19 protein-coding genes are annotated in these 19,772 nt (G+C 59.2%); 18 read left to right on the forward strand and 1 reads right to left on the reverse strand.

Annotation, left to right across the window (positions count from 1 at the left end):
- Window positions 1-167: 167 nt before the first annotated feature.
- Window positions 168-752: a TetR/AcrR family transcriptional regulator gene (locus EYC79_RS00935; protein ID WP_130976914.1), complete on the reverse strand. Its 585-nt coding sequence runs from the start codon at window positions 750-752 to the stop codon at window positions 168-170.
- An 84-nt stretch (window positions 753-836) separates the two neighbouring features.
- On the opposite strand from EYC79_RS00935, the gene EYC79_RS00940 reads away from it, so the two are divergent.
- The 18 genes from EYC79_RS00940 to EYC79_RS01025 all read left to right on the forward strand — a co-directional run bounded on the left by EYC79_RS00940 (window position 837) and on the right by EYC79_RS01025 (window position 19,143).
- Window positions 837-2,051, forward strand: a complete 1,215-nt coding sequence (locus tag EYC79_RS00940; protein WP_112520450.1) for an FAD-dependent monooxygenase — start codon at window positions 837-839, stop codon at window positions 2,049-2,051.
- 170 nt (window positions 2,052-2,221) lie between these two features.
- Window positions 2,222-3,400 (forward strand): alpha/beta hydrolase family protein, encoded by a 1,179-nt coding sequence (locus tag EYC79_RS00945; protein ID WP_112520449.1) that lies wholly within the window; start codon window positions 2,222-2,224, stop codon window positions 3,398-3,400.
- Window positions 3,397-4,668, forward strand: coding sequence for an FAD-dependent monooxygenase (locus tag EYC79_RS00950; RefSeq protein WP_130976915.1), 1,272 nt, complete (start codon window positions 3,397-3,399; stop codon window positions 4,666-4,668). The genes EYC79_RS00945 and EYC79_RS00950 overlap by 4 nt, the downstream gene beginning before the upstream one ends.
- A 149-nt stretch (window positions 4,669-4,817) precedes the next feature.
- Complete coding sequence (locus EYC79_RS00955) at window positions 4,818-5,612, forward strand: DUF3313 domain-containing protein (protein ID WP_130976928.1); 795 nt, start codon at window positions 4,818-4,820, stop codon at window positions 5,610-5,612.
- 239 nt (window positions 5,613-5,851) lie between these two features.
- On the forward strand, window positions 5,852-6,820 hold the full coding sequence (locus EYC79_RS00960) for a LysR family transcriptional regulator (RefSeq protein ID WP_245495159.1): 969 nt from the start codon (window positions 5,852-5,854) through the stop codon (window positions 6,818-6,820).
- A gap of 140 nt (window positions 6,821-6,960) precedes the next feature.
- Entirely contained in the window at window positions 6,961-8,949 is a 1,989-nt protein-coding gene (locus EYC79_RS00965; RefSeq protein ID WP_130976916.1) for a conjugal transfer protein TraG, read from the forward strand.
- 14 nt (window positions 8,950-8,963) lie between these two features.
- On the forward strand, window positions 8,964-9,425 hold the full coding sequence (locus EYC79_RS00970; protein ID WP_130976917.1) for a ribbon-helix-helix domain-containing protein: 462 nt from the start codon (window positions 8,964-8,966) through the stop codon (window positions 9,423-9,425).
- A gap of 146 nt (window positions 9,426-9,571) precedes the next feature.
- Complete coding sequence (gene trbB, locus EYC79_RS00975) at window positions 9,572-10,552, forward strand: P-type conjugative transfer ATPase TrbB (protein WP_130976918.1); 981 nt, start codon at window positions 9,572-9,574, stop codon at window positions 10,550-10,552.
- A complete protein-coding gene (locus EYC79_RS00980; protein WP_130976919.1) occupies window positions 10,549-10,881 on the forward strand; it encodes a TrbC/VirB2 family type IV secretion system protein in 333 nt (110 codons plus the stop codon). The genes trbB and EYC79_RS00980 overlap by 4 nt, the downstream gene beginning before the upstream one ends.
- Entirely contained in the window at window positions 10,881-11,162 is a 282-nt protein-coding gene (locus EYC79_RS00985; RefSeq protein ID WP_015740165.1) for a VirB3 family type IV secretion system protein, read from the forward strand. Before EYC79_RS00980 ends, EYC79_RS00985 begins: the two co-directional genes overlap by 1 nt.
- A gap of 10 nt (window positions 11,163-11,172) precedes the next feature.
- Complete coding sequence (gene trbE, locus EYC79_RS00990) at window positions 11,173-13,623, forward strand: conjugal transfer protein TrbE (RefSeq protein ID WP_130976920.1); 2,451 nt, start codon at window positions 11,173-11,175, stop codon at window positions 13,621-13,623.
- A 2-nt stretch (window positions 13,624-13,625) separates the two neighbouring features.
- Window positions 13,626-14,408, forward strand: a complete 783-nt coding sequence (trbJ, locus tag EYC79_RS00995; RefSeq protein ID WP_130976921.1) for a P-type conjugative transfer protein TrbJ — start codon at window positions 13,626-13,628, stop codon at window positions 14,406-14,408.
- Between the two features lie 20 nt (window positions 14,409-14,428).
- The gene (gene trbK-alt, locus EYC79_RS01000) at window positions 14,429-14,716 is read left to right on the forward strand and encodes a putative entry exclusion protein TrbK-alt (protein WP_130976922.1); all 288 of its coding nucleotides are present in this window, start codon (window positions 14,429-14,431) and stop codon (window positions 14,714-14,716) included.
- 3 nt (window positions 14,717-14,719) lie between these two features.
- Complete coding sequence (gene trbL / locus EYC79_RS01005) at window positions 14,720-16,087, forward strand: P-type conjugative transfer protein TrbL (RefSeq protein WP_130976923.1); 1,368 nt, start codon at window positions 14,720-14,722, stop codon at window positions 16,085-16,087.
- Complete coding sequence (trbF, locus tag EYC79_RS01010) at window positions 16,084-16,773, forward strand: conjugal transfer protein TrbF (RefSeq protein WP_130976924.1); 690 nt, start codon at window positions 16,084-16,086, stop codon at window positions 16,771-16,773. Before trbL ends, trbF begins: the two co-directional genes overlap by 4 nt.
- Window positions 16,770-17,783 (forward strand): P-type conjugative transfer protein TrbG, encoded by a 1,014-nt coding sequence (gene trbG / locus EYC79_RS01015; protein ID WP_130976925.1) that lies wholly within the window; start codon window positions 16,770-16,772, stop codon window positions 17,781-17,783. Before trbF ends, trbG begins: the two co-directional genes overlap by 4 nt.
- Before the next feature lie 29 nt (window positions 17,784-17,812).
- Entirely contained in the window at window positions 17,813-18,913 is a 1,101-nt protein-coding gene (locus EYC79_RS01020) for a TraB/TrbI/VirB10 family type IV secretion system protein (protein WP_472240645.1), read from the forward strand.
- A 2-nt stretch (window positions 18,914-18,915) separates the two neighbouring features.
- On the forward strand, window positions 18,916-19,143 hold the full coding sequence (locus tag EYC79_RS01025) for a DUF2274 domain-containing protein (RefSeq protein WP_130976927.1): 228 nt from the start codon (window positions 18,916-18,918) through the stop codon (window positions 19,141-19,143).
- Window positions 19,144-19,772: the final 629 nt, after the last annotated feature.

A 19,772-nucleotide genomic window follows, 5' to 3' on the forward strand; every position in this document is an offset into this window, starting at 1 on the left:
TGGCGTCCCCCGTTGAGAACGATAGACGACGCTCACGGATGTCCTAAGCGACAGTTTCGTGGCCAATCATCGATGATGACGACGTTGTGGACCGTTCTTTTCGGCGGCGGTACGATTTAGCTTTGCACAATTATTAGCGCTCCAGGCGAACGTGGCGGAAGTTCCAACTATTTCGATGTTCGGAGAACTAAGGGCAAGAAGACCTCATCTATGATTTCCTTGATGCTTGTGTCAGAAAGAGGTCTGAGCGTCATTAGCATATCGTGGCGTGCCAAGTCAGTCGGTAGAGAAATTATACGGGGCGTGATCCGCGATGGATCAATTTCGCCGCGTTGCGCCCCTCGCGCTAATATGTCAGCCACTAATCCCTGCTCGCCAATTCTTCCTGGAAGGTCTGCCAGGTGAATATTGTCTTTCAGGAGATCCTCTCGCATATCGAAAAGGATCCGAATCAAATGCGGTTGTGCTCTTTCTGACAGCCCCTGAAGAAGCGATATCATCTCGCTGCGGACACTGCCTTGATCCGTCACATTAATAGGGTTGCGGGCCACGTAGCGAGCAAGTGCAGCGACGACAAGTTCACTACGGCTCTTCCAACGCCGGTGAATAACTGGTCGGCTTGTACCCGCGCGGCTTGCAGCGGAATCTAATGTCAAACCACCATATCCCTTGGTCGTTATTTCATGCCAAACGGCATCTAAAATCGCTTCGTCCAACTCCGGACCACGTCTTCTCTGGGCTTTAGCGCTCATTTTTCCCTCAAATAAGATGCGGAGCGCATCTTGACTCTTTCGAAATAGGATGCGACGTGTATCTTATAAGCAGGAGATACTCGTATGTCAAAACGTGAGAACTTTCCACGAAGAGTACTAATTTCGGGAGCAAGCGTGGCTGGTCTGACGACAGCGTACTGGCTTGACCGATTTGGATTTGACGTCACTCTAGTCGAGAGGGCATCAACTGTACGTAGTGGGGGATACCCCATTGACGTGCGTGGGACGGCGATTGGCGTTCTTGAGAAAATGAGCCTCGCGCCGCAGGTTAGGTCGGAGCACATAGACTCCCGCTCCATGACGTTCGTCAACGGTCATGGACAGGTGATCGGTACCATTCCGCCCTACGTCGTCATGGGGAACGAAATAGAACGCGACGTCGAACTTCCTCGCGGGGCGCTCACCGCTCTTATTTATGGTTTCGTCAAAGAAAGCCGCGTTACTTGCCGTTTCAGAAACTCCATTGAAGCCCTCGATGATGACGGTGCAAGCGTTAGTGTGCTTTTCGAAGATGGAGTAAGAGAGAAATACGATGTCGTTATCGGTGCGGACGGCCTTCATTCCCGCACACGTCAACTAGCATTCGGGCCAGAGGATAAGTTCAGCCATTATCTGGGCTACTGCTTCAATCTTTTCACGATGCCAAATGACCTGCGGCTGGCGCATGAGGCAATCACGTACGCAGAACCGGGTCGCGCCGCTGGCATGATCGCAGTACGAGAAAGCCATGACGTTTTCGCTTTCCTAATCTTTGCGACAGAAAATCCTGGTCCAGCATTATCGCGTGATCTGATCGAACAGAGACGGCTTACAGAAGCGGTTTATGCAGAAAGCGGGTGGCAGGTACCTAAATTGCTCAATGCAATGGCTAATGCGGATGATCTTTACTTCGATTCCGTCAGCCAGATCCGAATGAGTAATTGGGCAAAGGGGCGAGTTGGTTTAGTCGGAGACGCAGCTTACGCGCCATCGTTTCTGTCTGGGCAAGGCACGAGCCTTGCACTTGTGGGTGCCTATGTTCTCGCCGGCGAGCTTGCCTCCCATTTTGACCCTGTCGAGGGTTTTATGGCTTATGAGAAAACCATTCGCCCTTACGTGGAAGCCAACCAAGCCTTGGCGACCGGTCAAGGAAGTCATTCCTTTTTCCTTCCCCACACACCTGAAGAAATTGAACAACGTGACGAGATGTTAATCCGCTCAGCAAACGGGGAAACTCTAGGTGCGGCCAGTGAGACCTCCGTCAAAGCCTATAACCAGCTAGAGCTTCCGAAATACTAGCTGAACGAGAACAGGCGGGAACATCCAGCCTAAACAGGCAGCAAGTGTCCTGGAATGTGTTGTTTAACGCACGCGATCCTGTCCCACCGCCCTCATACAAATTTTCGATTTAGCTGCGCTCGGTCAACAACCGTCGGCTTTGCGCTGATACCCGTAAATGGAGCAGAGACATGACCATCGAGTTTGGCCACTGGCCAGAAAATCCCGTGAGATCATTTCAGGTTACCAAGATTCTGGGGCTTGCGTCCCTTGGATTTGCAGACGTCACCGAGATTTTTGAAGCCTGCAAGAGAATTGACCCGGAGAGTGACGACTCTTGGATCAGGGAATGGCTTGCGACATCGAGAGCCGTGGAAAAGCACGGGCGGGATGCTGAAGCCACCGGCAACTGGCTCTCCGCAAGAAACGCCTACTGCCGAGCGTGCAACTACAACCGTGTCGCGGAATTCTTGATTGAGGCCCAAGACACGCGAAAAATTGATCTGCTTAAAAGGACATCTGAGCTATTCGACGCCGCCTCTCGCTATTTCGATGTGGTTCCTGAGAAGGTGCAAATCGACTACGAAGGTGTGAAACTCGAGGGGTATTTTTTCGCCCCACCCTGGGTGCAGGAGCCTAGAGCGACTGTATTGTCTTTGAATGGCGGCGATTGCCAGACTACGGAAAACTATTTCAACATTGGCCCAGCATTAATCCAAAGCGGATACAACTTCTTCGTTTATGACCAGCCCGGCACAGGACTATCCCTTTACGAAAAAGGACAGCCAAGGCGCGCAGACGCGGAACACTTTCATTCCAAGGCAGTAGATTTCCTCGCTTCCCGGCCCGAGGTTGATGCGAGCAAGATCATTGTGTTCGGCGAGAGTTTCTCAGGCTACGATTCACTTAGGCTTGCCTCACAGGATCCTCGTTTGGCCGCGGTCATTTCTAATGGAGGGCCACACAAGTTCAATTGGGGTGAAATGCTCAAGTGGATGCCGCCCAGCTACGCAGCCCACGCAATGCATATTTTGGGCGCAGAAAGCCTGGACGATTTTGCGAACGACCCTCGTTTCAACTACAATCTCGATGGTTTTGTGGAAAAAATCGAGTGCCCTCTTCTCGTCGTGCACGGCGTAGAGGAGGTGATGGTGCAACCAAATCCGCTCCATCAAGCTCTGACAAATTATCAGCAGGCAGGGACGTCCAACAAATCCTTCGTCGCGATCGAAGATCGGCGGCTGGGTGGTCTTGAACATTGCCAGGTGGACAATCGAAACGTCACGCATGAGGTCGTATTGAATTGGCTGTGCTCTATCGGTCTGGGTCCGGCAGCGCCGCGCGGAATGACTGAGATTGTGCAGCCATGACCAGACCCAGAATACTTATTGTTGGGGCCAGCATCGCTGGACCTGCGGCCGCTTTCTGGCTCGTGCGTGCCGGCTTCGATGTCACCGTCGTGGAGCAGGCATCTGAGTTGCGCCGGGGCGGAAACGGTGTTGACGTAAGGTCGGAGGCGCTCGCAGTTATCGAGAGAATGGGCCTTTTATCTGCTGTTCGCGCCAAGGTCCTTAGAATCAAGGGCATGCGTTTCGTCGATCACCGCGATCGGGAACGCGCGAGAATGCCGCTTGCTGCAATGGAACGGATGGTGGGTTCCGAGGATCTGGAGATCAAGCGCGGCGATCTGGCGGAACTGCTCTTCGACGCAACCAAGAACGACGTGAACTATATATTTGGCGAAACCATCAAAACTTTCACCCAAGATGAACGTGGGGTTGATGTCACGTTCGCAAAGGGGCCGCCTCAACGGTTCGACCTAGTCATCGGCGCGGATGGACTGCATTCGAGTGTGCGTCGTGCAGTGTTTGGGGCAGAGGAGGCGTTCCTGAAATTCAAGCGACACTACTTTGCTTTTGTGAACGTCGATCTTCCCATGGGCGAATACGGGTGGGTGACATTTTACAACGAGCCTGGAAAATCCGCGGCAATCTTCCGCGCCGAGCCTGGACTTGGGCAAATAAACTTCATGTTTCGCAGCGATACTCCGCTCAGCTACCATTACCGAGATGTCGAGAAGCAGCGCGCTATGCTACGCGAGGCCTTTACGGGTCTCGGCTGGCATGTACCTGCCCTGCTTGAGAAGACCGACAGCTCTCCTAATTTCTACCTTGATGCGCTTGCTCAAGTTCAGATGCCATCATGGTCGTCGGGGCGGGTGGTGCTTGTGGGAGATGCCGCATATTGCGCGTCCCCTGCGTCAGGTGCAGGCGCGCTTCTTGCATTAACCGGCGCTTACCGGTTGGCAGGAGAACTGGCTACCCATGGAATTTCTTCCGCAGCCTTGTCAGGCTACGAAGCCGCCCAGCGCCCGTTGGTCGCGCAAAAGCAAAGGCAGTTATTTACGGGGCTATCTACGCCTCGCACCCGCTTGGGTATTATCACTCGCAACTGGCTACTGTCGCCACCACTTCGTGCGGTGATCTCAAGGATGCAGGGCAAGGAAACGCCAGCCAATATCCACGAGTACTGTTTTCGACCTGCCGTCTCGCTGCAAGCAGAGGGTGCGACTGGACTTGCAACTGAGAGGCTGCCTTCTAGCCCGTTTGCGCGCGAGGGCAGGGGTGTCGAGCGTTGATAAAAATAAGTATTGGAAGAGGTGAGCCCGCGCAGACAAATGCGATAAAGTTCGGACGGGACAGAATGCGGTTCATCACGAAACACGCGTGGCGTCTTGATGGAACATTGGTATCCTCATGCCGTACGGGACTCTTTTTTTTGTTGGCTATGCCCTTGCTTACCGCATGCACAACCGTGCCTCTAAAAGAGGGCGGTACGCTCAGCTCGTACAGTCGCCTTAGTCCTGAGAAAGGCAAACTGTCCAAGCGGCGAACTTATGTCGACAGCGCGGCTCTGTCACCGTTGAGAACTGCTACGATCATTCCTACGAGCTTCACTCAGGCAGCCGCTTTGCGAGTGCAGACCCCGGATGATCGCAGATTGGTGACGAACATCCTTGATCGCTCACTCTGTATCGCGCTTAGTGACCGGTTTTACATGGTACCCTTCGGCCAGGGTGCCGACGTTACCATTCGCGCAGTCGTCACGGATATAATACCGACGGACAAAGTCGCAGCGGGAGCTTCAACGGCGTTAACGCTCGGGACCGCAGTAGCGCTTCCCCTAGCCGCTCCACGCCTGCCAATCGGGCTCGGCGGCATTGCGATTGAAGCCGAAGCAGTTGGCCAGCGAGGGAATCAGCTCGCTGCGTCGGTCTGGGCGCGCGGAGCTAACTCGATTTCGAACACGCCACAAGTATCCGAGGTTGGAGATGCTTACGCATTAGCGGCCACTTTTGGGAGCGAGTTCGCAAAGCTTCTGGTCGATGGCCAGGATCGAAATGGACCCGATTTTTCGCTGCCATCAGCCAACCGGATCCAGTCATGGTTTGGTGGCAAGCCCAAGCACGCCGCGTGCGATACCTTCGGGCGCTCACCGGGTATAGCTGGCCGGATCGCTAATCGGCTGGGCGCTCCGCCTGATTGGACCGACAAACAAGCTGAGCTAGAGGCATCACGCTAGTGCTGCGCTGGAGGACTGTCATCACTACACCATGCGCTCTCACTATATCAATGATGATCAAGGACATGTTCATGCCTAAGCCTTTTAAGTGGCGACTGGACAGTCGCGGACCCAAGTCAGCGAAACACCTCCCACCCGGCTCACGGTGAGTGGTTTCGTGGGCATGAGTTCTAAAGCAGCGATGGCAAACTCGCGGTCACCTGCCTTAGATTGTTGCGAACCTTATCACAGAGGTAGTTTTGCGCCGTAGCAAAGGTCGCGCAACAAGAGCGTCACGGATTTACGCACTTATAGACGGACGGGTTTCACTGAAATCGCTCGTCCAAACGCTGGCTGTTGCCGAGTATTTGAGTTTCCAACGGGCCGCTGCGGCGCTGGGCACCAGTCAATCGAGTGTCAGCGCCCGGATCAAGCTGCTGGAAGAGGACCTTGGTGTCATTCTCTTCCAGCGCAACACGCGCGGCGTTCGACTCACCGATGCTGGACGCGAGTTCGTCGATCAGGTTCAGGAAGCTATCAGCATTCTTGATGCTGCGATCAACAACGCCGGAATGAACGCGCGCGGGGGTAAGGGCGAACTGCGGATTGGCGTTTATGCTCTTACAGCAGGCTGGTTCCTCGACCGATTACTAAATCAATTCCACGACACGTATCCAGATATTCAATTGCAAATCACAGAAGCAACGGCCCGTGATGCTGAGATCATGCTTCGGGAATGCAAAATTGATATCGCTTTTATGGCCCAGAACCATGAAATTTCTGACCTCAATTCGCGAGTCATATGGCGCGATCGTCTGGTCGTCGCGTTACCAGTTGTGCATCCTTTGGCCCTGCGGACAAACATCGAGTGGCGTCAACTCGCTGGTGAAACATTTCTCGTTCGGCATGGCGGAAGCGGCCCACAGATTCATGACCTGATCGTCACGCGGGCGACTGGAAACTGGTTGACGCCGACAATTCACCGTTGCGATGTTGGACGCAGCACGCTGCTATCAATGATTGCGGCCGGCCATGGTATTTCTCTGTTTGTGGAGGAAGTCATCCAAGCCAATACTGCGAACGTTTGCTTTCTGCCGATCAGCGACGAACCGGAAACGATCGCCTTTTCTGCGGTGTGGTCGCCCCAAAATCGCGATCCTGCGCTTTCAAAACTCCTCAGCATCGCGAAGAAAGTAGACTGCCACCACCTTTCCTCTTATATTCGGTAACGCATCCTGGGAGGCAGCTGCAGCCATCCTATTTGCCGCCGATGGTATCCGGCATTCCTCCGGCAAGACCTTTTCTGTTGCCACTCGCGTAAACCGCTATTCTCTGATCGGCTCCGTCACTCTTGCCAATTGGAGCCTGTATGCGTGGAGGCCGAATACTCTGGGGCCATGTCACTGTTGTTTTCACCATCGTCGTGCTGATGGTCTGGGCCGCGACGCAATGGGTTGCTTTCCGGCTTGGCTTCCAGCCCCAGCTCGGCGATCCCTGGTTCGATATTGCCGGATGGCCACTCTATTATCCACCGGCCTTCTTCTGGTGGTGGTTTTCTTACGACGCCTATGCGCCCGGCATCTTTACCGAAGGCGCGTTCATCGCCACGACCGGCGCGGTTCTTGCCATAGCTGCCGCCTTCTTCATGTCGATCATCCGGGCACGCGAAGCCCGCAATGTCGCCACCTATGGCTCAGCTCGATGGGCCGAGGATAGGGAAATCCATGCGGCCGGATTGCTCGGCCAGGATGGCGTCGTGTTGGGGCGACACCGCAAGGATTATCTGCGTCATGACGGCTCCGAGCATGTGTTGTGCTTTGCGCCTACCCGATCCGGCAAAGGTGTCGGCCTCGTGGTGCCGACGCTACTGACCTGGCCGGGTAGCTGTATTGTCCATGACATCAAGGGTGAGAACTGGAATCTGACCGCCGGCTTACGGTCCAATCATGGCAGTGTCCTGTTGTTCGATCCGACCAATGTGCATTCGGCAGCTTACAACCCGCTTCTGGAAGTGCGGCAAGGTGAATGGGAGGTCCGCGACGTTCAGAACATCGCGGACATTCTCGTTGATCCCGAAGGCAGCCTCGACAAACGCAACCATTGGGAAAAGACCAGCCACAGCCTGCTGGTCGGTGCGATACTGCATGTTCTCTACGCCGAGAAAGAAAAGACACTGGCGGGTGTCGCCAATTTCCTGTCCGACCCGCGTCGTCCGGTCGAGGCGACATTACGCGCGATGATGGACACGCCGCATCTGGGCGAAGCCGGTGTGCATCCCGTCATTGCCTCGTCTGCGCGGGAGCTTCTGAACAAATCCGAGAACGAACGCTCCGGCGTGCTTTCGACCGCCATGTCGTTTCTCGGTCTTTACCGAGATCCGGTTGTGGCCCGCGTGACGGCGCGCTGCGATTGGCGCATTGCCGATCTGGTCGGTGCAAAAGAGCCCGTCAGCCTCTATCTCGTCGTGCCACCCTCGGACATCAACCGCACCAAGCCTCTTATCCGCCTCATCCTCAATCAGGTCGGGCGGCGGCTGACCGAGGAACTGAAAACCTCCGGCAAGCGGCACCGGCTGCTGTTGATGCTGGACGAGTTCCCCGCACTGGGGCGGCTGGATTTCTTTGAATCGGCGCTCGCCTTCATGGCCGGCTACGGTCTGAAAGCGTTCCTAATCGCCCAATCCTTGAACCAGATCGAGCGCGCCTACGGGCAGAACAATGCCATTCTCGATAATTGCCATGTGCGCGTTGCCTTTGCGGCCAATGACGAACGCACTGCCAAGCGGATCAGCGATGCGCTCGGTACGGCCACGGAAATGCGCGATTCCACGAACTATGCAGGCCATCGCCTCGCGCCATGGCTGGGGCACCTCATGGTGTCGCGGCAGGAAACGGCGCGGCCACTCCTGACGCCCGGCGAAATCATGCAGCTTCCGCCCACCGACGAGATCGTCATGGTGGCGGGCGTGCCGCCTATCCGCGCGGCCAAAGCACGCTACTATGCTGATGCGCGGTTTCAGGAGAGGGTGATGTCACCGCCCGATCTGCGCAAGCAGCTGGTGAAAATCGCCACATCGGCGCAAGACGACTGGACAAGCCGCACTGTTGCGGCTGCGACCGGCAATGTCTCCGCCTCAGATACATCCGATGACGATCCGGCCAATGCAGGTATCCGGCGTCAACCGGAACTGCCCGAGCATGAGGAAATCATCCCGCCACCTCCGCCACCATCGCAGGAGTTCGATTTCCTCGATGATGAGCCAGATGTCGATGCCGCCAAGGCCCGTGCCATGCGCCAGCGTATGCGCATGGTGGCGCGGCAGGCGTCACTTGACCCAAATGACGGCATCGAGCTTTGAGAGCGGAGACAAGCATGACGACGCGCACCCGCATGAATGTCTATTTCGATCCCGCTCTGCTGAAACAGGTGGAAGCGCTGGCCTTGCGCCGAAATGTCTCGAAATCCGCAGTGATCGAGGCTGCCGTGGCATCCTTCATGTCAGGCGATACGACTGAACGGCTGGAAGCCGCCATGTCACGCCGCCTGGACAAGCTTGGCCGTCAGTTCGACATACTGGACGAGGATATCGCCGTGCTGGGCGAAACCCTTTCGCTATTTGTACAATTCTGGCTGACCCTCACGCCGCCGCTGCCGGACAGTGCAAAACAATCGGCGCGCATCAAGGGAAACGAGCGTTTCGAGGGGTTCATGCAGTCGCTTGGTAAGCGCCTCGCCACCGGTGACAGGTTCCTCAAAGAAATATCGTACGACATGGCTGCGCTACATGACACCCCACCGGGGGGTAAAACCGAAGGTGACGGCGATGGGATCTAGGATTGCAACCCGTCCTATTCACCGCCATGCCCCGCCGATGGCCGCACGCGCGTAAACATCTGTTGAATAAGTCCAAAATCAGGTTCTTTTAATCGACCCCGATCCGGGGTCTGTCTTTTGCGCGCCCCGTCATGAACGGGGCCGCCATGACTGCGTCACATCAAAAACCGGAAACGATTGCCCGCGGCGCTCGGATGCTGCGCACCGCGCTTGGGGCATCCATCGCCCGGTTTCTGGAAGATCCCGGTGTGGTTGAGGTAATGCTGAACCCGGATGGCCGTATCTGGATCGACCGGCTGTCCGAAGGCTTGGCCGATACGGGGGAAAAGCTTTCTGCCTCCGACGGCGAGCGGATCGTGCGCCTCGTCGCCCATCATGTCGGCGCGGAGGTTCATGCCCGCAACCCGCGTATATCAGCGGAGCTGCCCGAAACCGGTGAACGGTTTGAGGGGCTTCTGCCGCCTGTCGTCGCCGCACCTGCCTTCGCCATCCGTAAGCCCGCCGTCGCGGTGTTCACGCTCGACCATTATGTGGCTGCCGGGATCATGACCAGCCTTCAGGCCGAAGTGCTGCGTCTGAACGTCGCCACGCGGGCCAACATCCTCGTTGCAGGCGGCACCTCTACCGGCAAAACCACACTTACTAATGCGCTGTTGGTCGAAGTGGCGAAGACCTCGGATCGCGTCGTCATCATTGAAGACACGCGCGAGCTGCAATGCGCCGCGCCCAATCTCGTTGCCATGCGGACCAAGGATGGCGTGGCCACACTTTCTGATCTGGTGCGCTCCTCGCTGCGCCTTCGCCCTGATCGCATTCCGGTCGGTGAAGTCCGCGGGTCCGAAGCCCTCGATCTGCTCAAAGCCTGGGGGACGGGACATCCCGGCGGCATCGGCACCATCCATGCCGGTTCCGGCATCGGTGCGCTGCGCCGTCTCGAACAGCTCATCCAGGAAGCCGTCATCACCGTCCCGCGCGCGCTGATCGCCGAGACCATCGACCTTGTTGCTGTCCTTGCCGGACGCGGATCGTCGCGACGGCTGGTCGAACTCGCCCGCGTTGATGGGCTGGGACCGGACGGCGACTACGCCATTACCCCCGCAACCACCTCGAAAGGAGATCCTTCATGATCCGCACGATTTCGCGCGGCCGCCGCATCATGGCAACCGCCGCCGCAACTGTTTCCATCAGCCTGATGCTGGCGCCCGCCGCACATGCATCCGGCTCGTCGATGCCCTGGGAGGCGCCGCTTCAATCGATCCTTCAGTCGATCGAGGGGCCGGTCGCCAAGATCATCGCGGTGATCGTCATTATCGCCACTGGCCTCGCGTTGGCCTTCGGCGACACCTCGGGCGGTTTCCGCCGCCTGATCCAGATCGTCTTCGGCCTCAGCATCGCCTTTGCCGCCAGTTCGTTCTTCCTGTCGTTTTTCTCGTTCGGCGGCGGGGCGCTCATCTGATGGCGGGCGGTCTCGAACAGCTCGACGCGGTGCCGGGATTTTCGATCCCGGTCCATCGGGCGCTGACCGAGCATATCCTCCTCGGCGGCGCACCGCGCTCCATCGCTATTGTGAACGGCACGCTGGCCGGGGCCGTCGGCCTCGGCCTTCGTCTCTGGCTGGTTGGCATCGCCATCTGGGCGGTCGGTCATTTCCTCGCAGTATGGGCAGCCAAACGCGATCCGCTCTTCGTCGAGGTCGGGCGCAGGCATCTGCGCATCCCCGGTCATCTGTCGGTGTGAGGGCGCGGGCATGATGAACATCACCGAATATCGCCGCACCTCCGCTCGCCTTTCCGACTACCTGCCATGGGCAGCCCTGATCGGCCCCGGCATTGTGCTGAACAAGGACGGCAGCTTCCAGAGGACCGCGAAGTTTCGCGGGCCGGATCTGGATTCTGCTGTCGCCGCCGAACTGGTTGCGGTTGCCGGTCGCATCAACAACGCCGTGCGCCGTCTTGGCTCCGGCTGGTCTATCTTCGTCGAGGCGCAGCGTTCCGAGGCCGCAATCTATCCCGATAGCCGTTTTCCAGATGCGGCTTCCGCACTGGTCGATGCCGAGCGCAAGGCCGGGTTCGAGGAAGCGGGTACGCATTTCGTGTCCGGCTATTTCCTGACCTTCCTCTGGCTTCCGCCCGCCGAAGATGCCGCACGCGCCGAAGCCTGGCTCTATGAGGGCCGCGAGCAATCCGGCGTCAATCCATGGGAGCTAATGAGCGGCTTCATCGACCGCACTGACCGCGTGCTGGCGCTGCTCGACGGCTTCATGCCGGAATGCCGCTGGCTCGATGACGCTGGCACGCTGACCTACCTCCATTCGGCGATTTCCACCAACCGTCATCGAGTGCGCGTGCCTGAAGTGCCTATGCACCTCGATGCGCTGCTCGCCGATCAGCCACTGACCGGCGGACTGGAGCCGCGCCTCGGCGATCAGCATCTGCGCGTTCTGACTATCATTGGCTTCCCGACAGCGACCACGCCTGGCCTGCTCGACGAGATGAACCGGCTCGCTTTCCCGTATCGCTGGTCAACCCGCGCCATCGTGATGGACAAGACGGACGCGACGAAGCTGCTGACCAAAATCCGCCGCCAATGGTTTGCCAAGCGCAAGTCCATCGCTGCGATCCTCAAGGAGGTGATGACCAACGAAAAATCGGCACTGTTGGACACCGATGCGTCCAACAAGGCGCTCGATGCCGACATGGCCTTGCAGGAACTGGGCGCTGACGTCGCGGGCATGGCCTATGTCACAGCGACCGTCACAGTCTGGGATGCCGATCCGCGTATCGCTGATGAAAAGCTGCGTCTGGTCGAGAAGATCATTCAGGGCCGTGATTTCACGGCCATGCCCGAAACCGTTAATGCCGTCGATGCCTGGCTTGGCTCGATCCCCGGACATGCCTACGCCAATGTCCGGCAGCCGCCAATCTCGACGCTTAACCTTGCCCACATGATCCCGCTATCGGCCGTGTGGGCGGGACCGGAACGGAACGAACACCTCGGAGCGCCCCCCTTGCTGTACGGCAAGACCGAAGGTTCGACGCCGTTCCGGCTTTCCCTTCATGTCGGCGACGTGGGCCATACCCTCGTCGTCGGCCCGACCGGCGCGGGCAAGTCCGTGCTCCTCGCCCTCATGGCCTTGCAATTCCGCCGCTATGAACGCAGCCAGATCTTCGCCTTCGATTTCGGGGGATCGATCCGGGCATCTGCGCTCGCCATGGGTGGCGACTGGCATGATCTCGGCGGCGGGTTGACCGAGGGATCGGAGGTTTCCGTCTCCCTGCAACCGCTCGCGCGAATTGATGACGCTTATGAGCGGCCATGGGCCGCTGACTGGATCGCCGCCATCCTGATGCGAGAAGGCATGACCATCACGCCGGAGGTGAAGGAGCATATCTGGACGGCTCTGACCTCGCTCGCATCCGCCCCCGTCAATGAGCGCACCATCACGGGCCTTGCGGTTCTCCTGCAATCCAACGACCTCAAGCAGGCGCTGCGACCCTATTGCATTGGCGGTGCCTATGGCCGGTTGCTCGATGCCGAGGCCGAACATCTCGGCCATGCCGATGTGCAAGCCTTCGAGATCGAGGGACTGGTGGGCACGGGCGCTGCGCCGGCAGTGCTGGCCTATCTGTTTCATCGGATCGGCGACCGGCTCGATGGTCGGCCAACCCTGCTCATCATCGACGAAGGCTGGCTGGCGCTGGATGACGAGGGTTTCGCCAATCAGCTCCGCGAATGGCTGAAGACGCTCCGCAAGAAAAACGCTTCCGTCATCTTCGCAACGCAGTCGCTCTCGGACATTGACGGGAGCAATATCGCGCCCGCCATCATCGAAAGCTGCCCGACACGGCTGCTTCTGCCGAACGAACGGGCGATCGAGCCACAGATCACCTCGATCTATCGGCGGTTCGGGCTGAATGACCGGCAGATCGAGATCCTCGCGCGGGCAACGCCCAAGCGGGATTATTACTGCCAGTCGCGCCGTGGCAACCGCTTGTTCGAGCTGGGTCTTTCCGAAGTCGGCCTCGCGCTCTGCGGTGCGTCATCCAAAACCGATCAGACCCGCATCGCCGCTCTCGTCGCCGAGCATGGGCAGGAGGGCTTCCTCACCGCCTGGCTACGGGAGCGCGGCGTCGAATGGGCGGCGGAGCTGATCCCCGATCTCACCAATCTCATCCCCCAGACCGAAAAGGAGTCCTGACCATGACTATCCGTCTTTCCCGTTCGCGGGCCATGCTCATGGCGGCAACACTGCTTGCCGCGCCGCTTGCGCTCTCGCCCTTGCTGACCAGTCCGGCCCATGCGCAGTTCGGCTTCGGCCGCATCGTCTATGATCCGACCAACTATGCGCAAAACTTGCTCACGGCCGCGCGCACGCTGGAGCAGATCAACCACCAGATCACGTCGCTTCAGAACGAGGCGCAGATGCTCATCAATCAGGCGAAGAATCTGGCGAGCCTGCCATATTCCTCGCTTCAGGCGTTGCAGCAGAACGTCCAGCGCACGCAGCAGCTCCTGAGCCAGGCCCAGAACATCGCCTTCGACGTGCAGAACGTCGATCAGATGTTCAGCCAAAAATACGGCAATGTCTCGCCGTCGGCCACCGACACCCAGCTTGTCGCGGATGCCCGTTCGCGCTGGCAGAACACAGTTGGCGGTTTGCAGGATGCCATGCGCGTGCAGGCTGGTGCGGTCGGCAATATCGACACCAACCGCGCCGAGATGTCGGCTCTGGTCGGCCAGAGCCAGAACGCCACTGGCGCCTTGCAGGCAACGCAAGCGGGCAACCAGCTTCTCGCCCTCCAGTCGCAGCAGCTTTCCGACCTGATCGCGCTGATGTCGGCCAATGGCCGCTCGGAAGCGCTGGTCGAGGCCGAGCGCGCCACCGCTGCCGAACAGGGCCGTGTCCAGCGCGAGCGCTTCCTGACGCCGGGATCGGGCTACCAGCCGGGCAACGCCCGGATGTTCGGCAACGGCAACAACTGACCGGACAGGAGGGGCGTGAAATGGACGGCAAGATGCTGGCCCGGCTGGGCGCGATCATATTCGTGGCTATCGCCATCACCGCCACGGTGATCGAAATGACCCGTGAGGATGAACCTGCGCAGAACCGTCCGGCTCCTTCGCTTCAGCCCTCTGCCGATCCGCTGCGCCAGAGCCTGCGCGATTGTCAGCGTCTTGGCGAGGCCGCCGCGAGCGAACCCGATTGCCTCGCCACCTGGGCGGAGAACCGCGACCGCTTTCTCGGCCGGACGCCGGTGCCCACCGCCCCGCATCAGAACGGGGGAGAGTGAACCATGGGTGGCACCGGCGTCATCGACTCGTTTCTAGGCGTATTCACCAGCTATATCGACAGTGGCTTTGGTCTGCTTGGCGGGGAAGTCGCCTTCATCGCCACCACGCTGATCGTCATCGACGTGACGCTGGCGGCACTGTTCTGGTCTTGGGGTGCCGACGACGACATCATCGCGCGATTGGTCAAGAAGACGCTCTTCGTGGGCGTCTTCGCCTATCTGATCGGCAACTGGAACAATCTCGCCCAGATCATCTTCGACAGCTTTGCCGGTCTGGGCCTCAAGGGATCAGGCACCAGCTTCTCCGCCGCCGATCTGCTGCGTCCCGGCAAGGTGGCGCAGACCGGCCTTGATGCTGGTCGCCCGCTGCTCGAATCCATCTCCGATATGATGGGCTACTGGTCGTTCTTCGAGAATTTCATCCAGATAGCCTGCCTGATGTTCGCCTGGGCGCTGGTGCTGCTAGCCTTCTTCATTCTCGCCGTGCAGCTCTTTGTCACGCTGATCGAGTTCAAGCTGACCACGCTAGCCGGGTTTGTGCTGATTCCCTTCGGCCTCTTCGGCAAGACCGCCTTCATGGCCGAGCGCGTTCTCGGCAATGTAGTCTCGTCCGGCATCAAGGTACTCGTCCTGGCCGTCATCATCGGCATTGGATCGACGCTGTTTTCACAGTTCACGGCAGGCTCCGGCGGCGTGACGCCGACCATCGACGACGCCATGGCGATCGTGCTGGCCGCACTTTCCCTTCTCGGCCTTGGCATATTCGGTCCCGGCATCGCTTCCGGGCTGGTTTCCGGCGGCCCGCAGCTTGGCGCAGGTGCTGCCGTTGGAACCGGCCTTGCCGCAGGCGGCATGATCCTTGCCGGGGGTGCGGCCGCTGGCATGGCCGAGAAGGGAGGAGCCGCAGCGCTCTCTGGTGGAGCGGCTGCCGTGCGGGGTGGTGCCACCGCCGCAGGTGCAGCGAGCGCCGCCTACAGTGTCGGTTCGCTTGGCCAATCCGGCGCAGCCAGTGTCGCCTCCGGTCTGGGTGGTGTTGCCCGTGCCGCAGGCTCCGCCGCCGCATCGCCCCTGAAACGTGCCGCCTCGAAGGCATCGGAAAGCGTCCAGTCCAGCTTTTCCGATGGAGCGCGTGCCGGTTTCGGCGTCAGCGGCGGGTCTTCGACGGCTGGAACAGTCGGAGGCGCGAGCGAGGCCGCGAACGCTGCCCCATCACCCGCAACTCAGGCTGGCGGTTTTCCGGCATGGGCAAAGCAGATGCAGCGCAAACAGACACTCAGCCACGGCACGTCGATGGCCGCCCATGCCGTGCGCTCCGGCGACAGCCATGGCGGCGGCTCCTCCATCAATCTTTCTGAAAGTGACCGCTCATGAACATCTTCAAACGTCCATCGGCCCATTACGGCAAATCGCCCGAACCCGAGACGCCCTATCAGAAAGCTGCCCAAGCTTGGGACGAGCGTATCGGCTCGGCTCGCGTGCAGGCAAAGAACTGGCGCATCATGGCCTTCGGCTCGCTGATCCTCTCGGCCGGTTTCGCCTCTGCCCTGATCTGGCAATCGGCGCGGGGGACGGTCGTTCCCTGGGTGGTACAGGTCGATAATCTCGGCCAGTCACAAGCCGTCGCGCCTGCCGTGGCTGACTATCGCCCGACCGATCCGCAGATAGCATTCCATCTCGGCCGCTTCATCGAGCAGACGCGCTCGATCGCGTCCGACGCCATCATCGTTCGCCAGAACTGGCTGCGCGCCTATGAGTTCACTACGGATCGGGGTGCTGCGACCCTCAATGATTATGCCCGTGCCAATGACCCGTTCACCAAGGTCGGACGGCAGCAGATTGCGGTCGAGGTGTCGTCGGTGATCCGAGCCTCGAATGACAGCTTCCGTGTCGCCTGGACCGAGCGCCATTACGAAAACGGCCAGCTCTCCACCACCGAACGCTGGACGGCGATCCTGACCATCGTGATCCAGACGCCACGCGATGCTGAACGCCTGCGCGCCAATCCGCTCGGCATTTACGTTAATGCAATTTCATGGGCGCGGGAGATGAGCCAATGACCCGCACAATGGTTCGTAATTCCGGCTTGCCGGTTCTCCGTAAACCCGCTTTGGCGGCTTTGCTACTGTCCGCCACCATGCTGGCCGGTTGCGCAACCAACCGCACCCCGCAGTTCAGCTATGATGCCGATGTACCCGCGTTGCCCGCGGTGCCGGCAGCCGTTACCGACGACCGGCCCCGGCCTTTGCACACGCCGCCCGCATGGACGGCCGCGCGTGGCGGAACCGCTGCCGGAACACCGACTGGCCGGGTAGAGAATGCCAATGCCGCCGCCCGCGTCGAACCGCGCAGGGAAGGCTATTACAACGCCATCCAGATCTATCCGTGGTCGGAAGGCGCTCTCTATCAGGTCTATACCGCACCGGGACAGATCACGGTAATCGCGCTGGAACCGGGCGAAAGCCTGACTGGTGCGGGACCGATTGCGGCGGGCGACACCGCCCGATGGATCATTGGTGATACCGAAAGTGGATCGGGTACAAGCCGCCGAGTCCATATACTCGTGAAGCCTTCCCGATCCGACATCTCCACCAATCTCGTGGTAACGACCGACCGGCGCACCTACATGATCGAGCTGCGCGCCCGCGAGACACTCTATATGCCCGCTGTGGCCTGGGCCTATCCCGCGCTACCTGCTGGCCAGCGCCAGACCGTTCTCTCAGCGCCCATCCTCCCTGTCGAGACGGCACGAAACTATCGTTACGGACTGACCGGAGACACGCCACCATGGCGGCCAATTTCCGTCTTCGACGATGGCCGCCGTGTCTATGTCGTTTTCCCGCGTGGCATCGTGCAAGGCGAGATGCCGCCGATCTTCGTCATCGGCTCCGAGGGTGAAACGCAGATCGTCAACAGCCGCATTCACCAGAACATCCTGATCGTGGATCGCCTGTTCGGTGCTGCCGAGCTGCGCCTTGGCAGCGGCGATCGCCAGCAGACCGTCAGGATTGTCCGCGTTGAACAAAGGCAGGCCGCCCATCCCGCGAAAACGGGAGAGAATCCGTTATGAGCGAAGAGACGACCACCAACGCACCTCCTATGCGCCTGCGCGCCGAGCCGCCGCGCGTCACCCGCCTGTCGCGCAAGATGCTGGCCGGTGTGGGCGCCGTCGCCCTCCTCGGTATTGGCGGCGCATTGATCTATGCGCTCCAGACCCGCGATATGAGTGGAAATGGCGAGGAACTCTATTCCACCGAGAACCGCGCCACAGCGGACGGGCTGGCCGGTCTGCCGCGCGATTATACCGGCCCCGTCTTGGGACCAGCTTTACCGGGCGACCTCGGCGGCCCGATCCTCGACGCCCAGAACAGGGGGCAGCGCGTTACGCCGCCCGCTATGGCTGCGCCCGCCCGTGATCCCGCCGAGGAGCGCCGTTTGGCCGAGGAAGAAGCCGCACGTCTCAGCACCGTGTTTTTTCAGTCGGGCCAAAGAACGACGATGACACCTGGCTCCATTATGCCCGGCCTTGCTGGCCTTGACCTTGGCGGTCAGCCCGCAACGCAGGACCGGCACACGGCATTTCTGAATGGTCCGGTGGATCGCCAGACCGTCGCCACCGACCGGATCATGGCGCCAGCATCGCCCTACATCCTTCAAGCCGGGGCAGTAATCCCGGCGGCGATGATTACCGGCATTCGCTCGGACCTTCCTGGCCAGCTCACCGCGCAGGTCACGGAAAATGTCTATGACAGTCCGACCGGCGCATTGCTCCTGATCCCGCAGGGAACGCGCATTATCGGCCAGTATGACGCCGGTGTGCAGTTTGGGCAGCGCCGCGTGCTACTGGTCTGGAACCGCTTGATCCTGCCCAATGGCCGTTCCATCGTCCTGGAGCGCCAGCCCGGTGCAGACGCTTCCGGTTATGCAGGTTTGGAGGATGGCGTCGATTATCACTGGCGGGATCTGATGAAGGCTGCCGGCCTGTCCACACTGCTCGGCATCGGCACAGAACTGGCGACCGACGACGAAAACCGCTTGATCCGCGCCATCCGCGACGGGGCACAGGACACCATTAATCAGGCCGGGCAGCAGATCGTCCAGCGCCAGTTGCAGGTTGCCCCAACGCTGACCATCCGGCCTGGCTATCCGCTCAGGGTCATCGTCACCCGAGATCTCGTACTAGAACCTTACAGGAATTGACCATGACGAAGCTGAAACTCGGGCCGCTTGTTGAGGATAAACCCGTCAAAATGACGGTTGAGCTGCCGGGCGAACTCGACCGTGATCTGATCGCCTATGCCGAAGTGCTGGCCCGCGAGAGTGGCCAGCCCGCCGCCGATCCCGTCCGGCTGATCGTGCCGATGCTGGAGCGCTTCATCGCTACTGATCGCGGGTTCGCAAAGAAACGGAGGGAGAAAAGTCCGAATTAACACAGTCCAAGACACAGAGAAAAAATGTTTGCTGTCCCAATATTCGGCTTTTTTGGCAATATATGGTTTGCCGCCTATTTTCCTCGTCGAGACTGGAAAAAAAACGCCGGAACCAGTGCTGAGCTAGGTTGGGGTCAACTCGCCTGAACAGGTTCTCGCAGAACTACTGTCCTGATGGTCCCGCAGGGCGCCGCAACGATAGTGATCAAGTTTTCGGTTGCCAGCCCATGGGCCAAATTGATTTCCGTTGTGTAGAAAAGCTTAATGACACTTTGACGAACCTGAGTTTGTCCCGCAATCCACCGGTGAGGTCAAAAGTGTCGGTAGAGAGTGAAATTATTTGGAAATCGCTACCCGGCTGATTCTCAAGAGGATTCTGCGCATTTTACTGGATTGGGATAATATTCCTGCGTTTTTTGCCGCTTGACTCTTTTGTTAAGTAGGAACAAAAACAGAACATCTGCAAACTGATCTCAGCCTGCTAACACGACCTTGAAGGGAGCCGTGATGGATGACTGCTGCCCTTGAAAGTGTTCTTATAGATCTGCGTGAGCGTATCGCGTTGATGGAAACCGGTCATGTGCGGAAAGTCGGCTGCCTGGCGTTTGGCGTGCCAGAGATCGACGCTG

The organism is Agrobacterium cavarae (assembly GCF_004310285.1).
Taxonomy (GTDB): domain Bacteria; phylum Pseudomonadota; class Alphaproteobacteria; order Rhizobiales; family Rhizobiaceae; genus Agrobacterium; species Agrobacterium cavarae.

Bases quoted from the DNA above. Each gene is read 5' to 3' on its own strand.
- EYC79_RS00935 (WP_130976914.1), bottom strand. From the start codon at position 752: ATGAGCGCTAAAGCCCAGAGAAGACGTGGTCCGGAGTTGGACGAAGCG.
- EYC79_RS00940 (WP_112520450.1), top strand. From the start codon at position 837: ATGTCAAAACGTGAGAACTTTCCACGAAGAGTACTAATTTCGGGAGCA.
- EYC79_RS00945 (WP_112520449.1), top strand. From the start codon at position 2,222: ATGACCATCGAGTTTGGCCACTGGCCAGAAAATCCCGTGAGATCATTT.
- EYC79_RS00950 (WP_130976915.1), top strand. From the start codon at position 3,397: ATGACCAGACCCAGAATACTTATTGTTGGGGCCAGCATCGCTGGACCT.
- EYC79_RS00955 (WP_130976928.1), top strand. From the start codon at position 4,818: ATGCCCTTGCTTACCGCATGCACAACCGTGCCTCTAAAAGAGGGCGGT.
- EYC79_RS00965 (WP_130976916.1), top strand. From the start codon at position 6,961: ATGCGTGGAGGCCGAATACTCTGGGGCCATGTCACTGTTGTTTTCACC.
- EYC79_RS00970 (WP_130976917.1), top strand. From the start codon at position 8,964: ATGACGACGCGCACCCGCATGAATGTCTATTTCGATCCCGCTCTGCTG.
- trbB (WP_130976918.1), top strand. From the start codon at position 9,572: ATGACTGCGTCACATCAAAAACCGGAAACGATTGCCCGCGGCGCTCGG.
- EYC79_RS00980 (WP_130976919.1), top strand. From the start codon at position 10,549: ATGATCCGCACGATTTCGCGCGGCCGCCGCATCATGGCAACCGCCGCC.
- EYC79_RS00985 (WP_015740165.1), top strand. From the start codon at position 10,881: ATGGCGGGCGGTCTCGAACAGCTCGACGCGGTGCCGGGATTTTCGATC.
- trbE (WP_130976920.1), top strand. From the start codon at position 11,173: ATGATGAACATCACCGAATATCGCCGCACCTCCGCTCGCCTTTCCGAC.
- trbJ (WP_130976921.1), top strand. From the start codon at position 13,626: ATGACTATCCGTCTTTCCCGTTCGCGGGCCATGCTCATGGCGGCAACA.
- trbK-alt (WP_130976922.1), top strand. From the start codon at position 14,429: ATGGACGGCAAGATGCTGGCCCGGCTGGGCGCGATCATATTCGTGGCT.
- trbL (WP_130976923.1), top strand. From the start codon at position 14,720: ATGGGTGGCACCGGCGTCATCGACTCGTTTCTAGGCGTATTCACCAGC.
- trbF (WP_130976924.1), top strand. From the start codon at position 16,084: ATGAACATCTTCAAACGTCCATCGGCCCATTACGGCAAATCGCCCGAA.
- trbG (WP_130976925.1), top strand. From the start codon at position 16,770: ATGACCCGCACAATGGTTCGTAATTCCGGCTTGCCGGTTCTCCGTAAA.
- EYC79_RS01020 (WP_472240645.1), top strand. From the start codon at position 17,813: ATGCGCCTGCGCGCCGAGCCGCCGCGCGTCACCCGCCTGTCGCGCAAG.
- EYC79_RS01025 (WP_130976927.1), top strand. From the start codon at position 18,916: ATGACGAAGCTGAAACTCGGGCCGCTTGTTGAGGATAAACCCGTCAAA.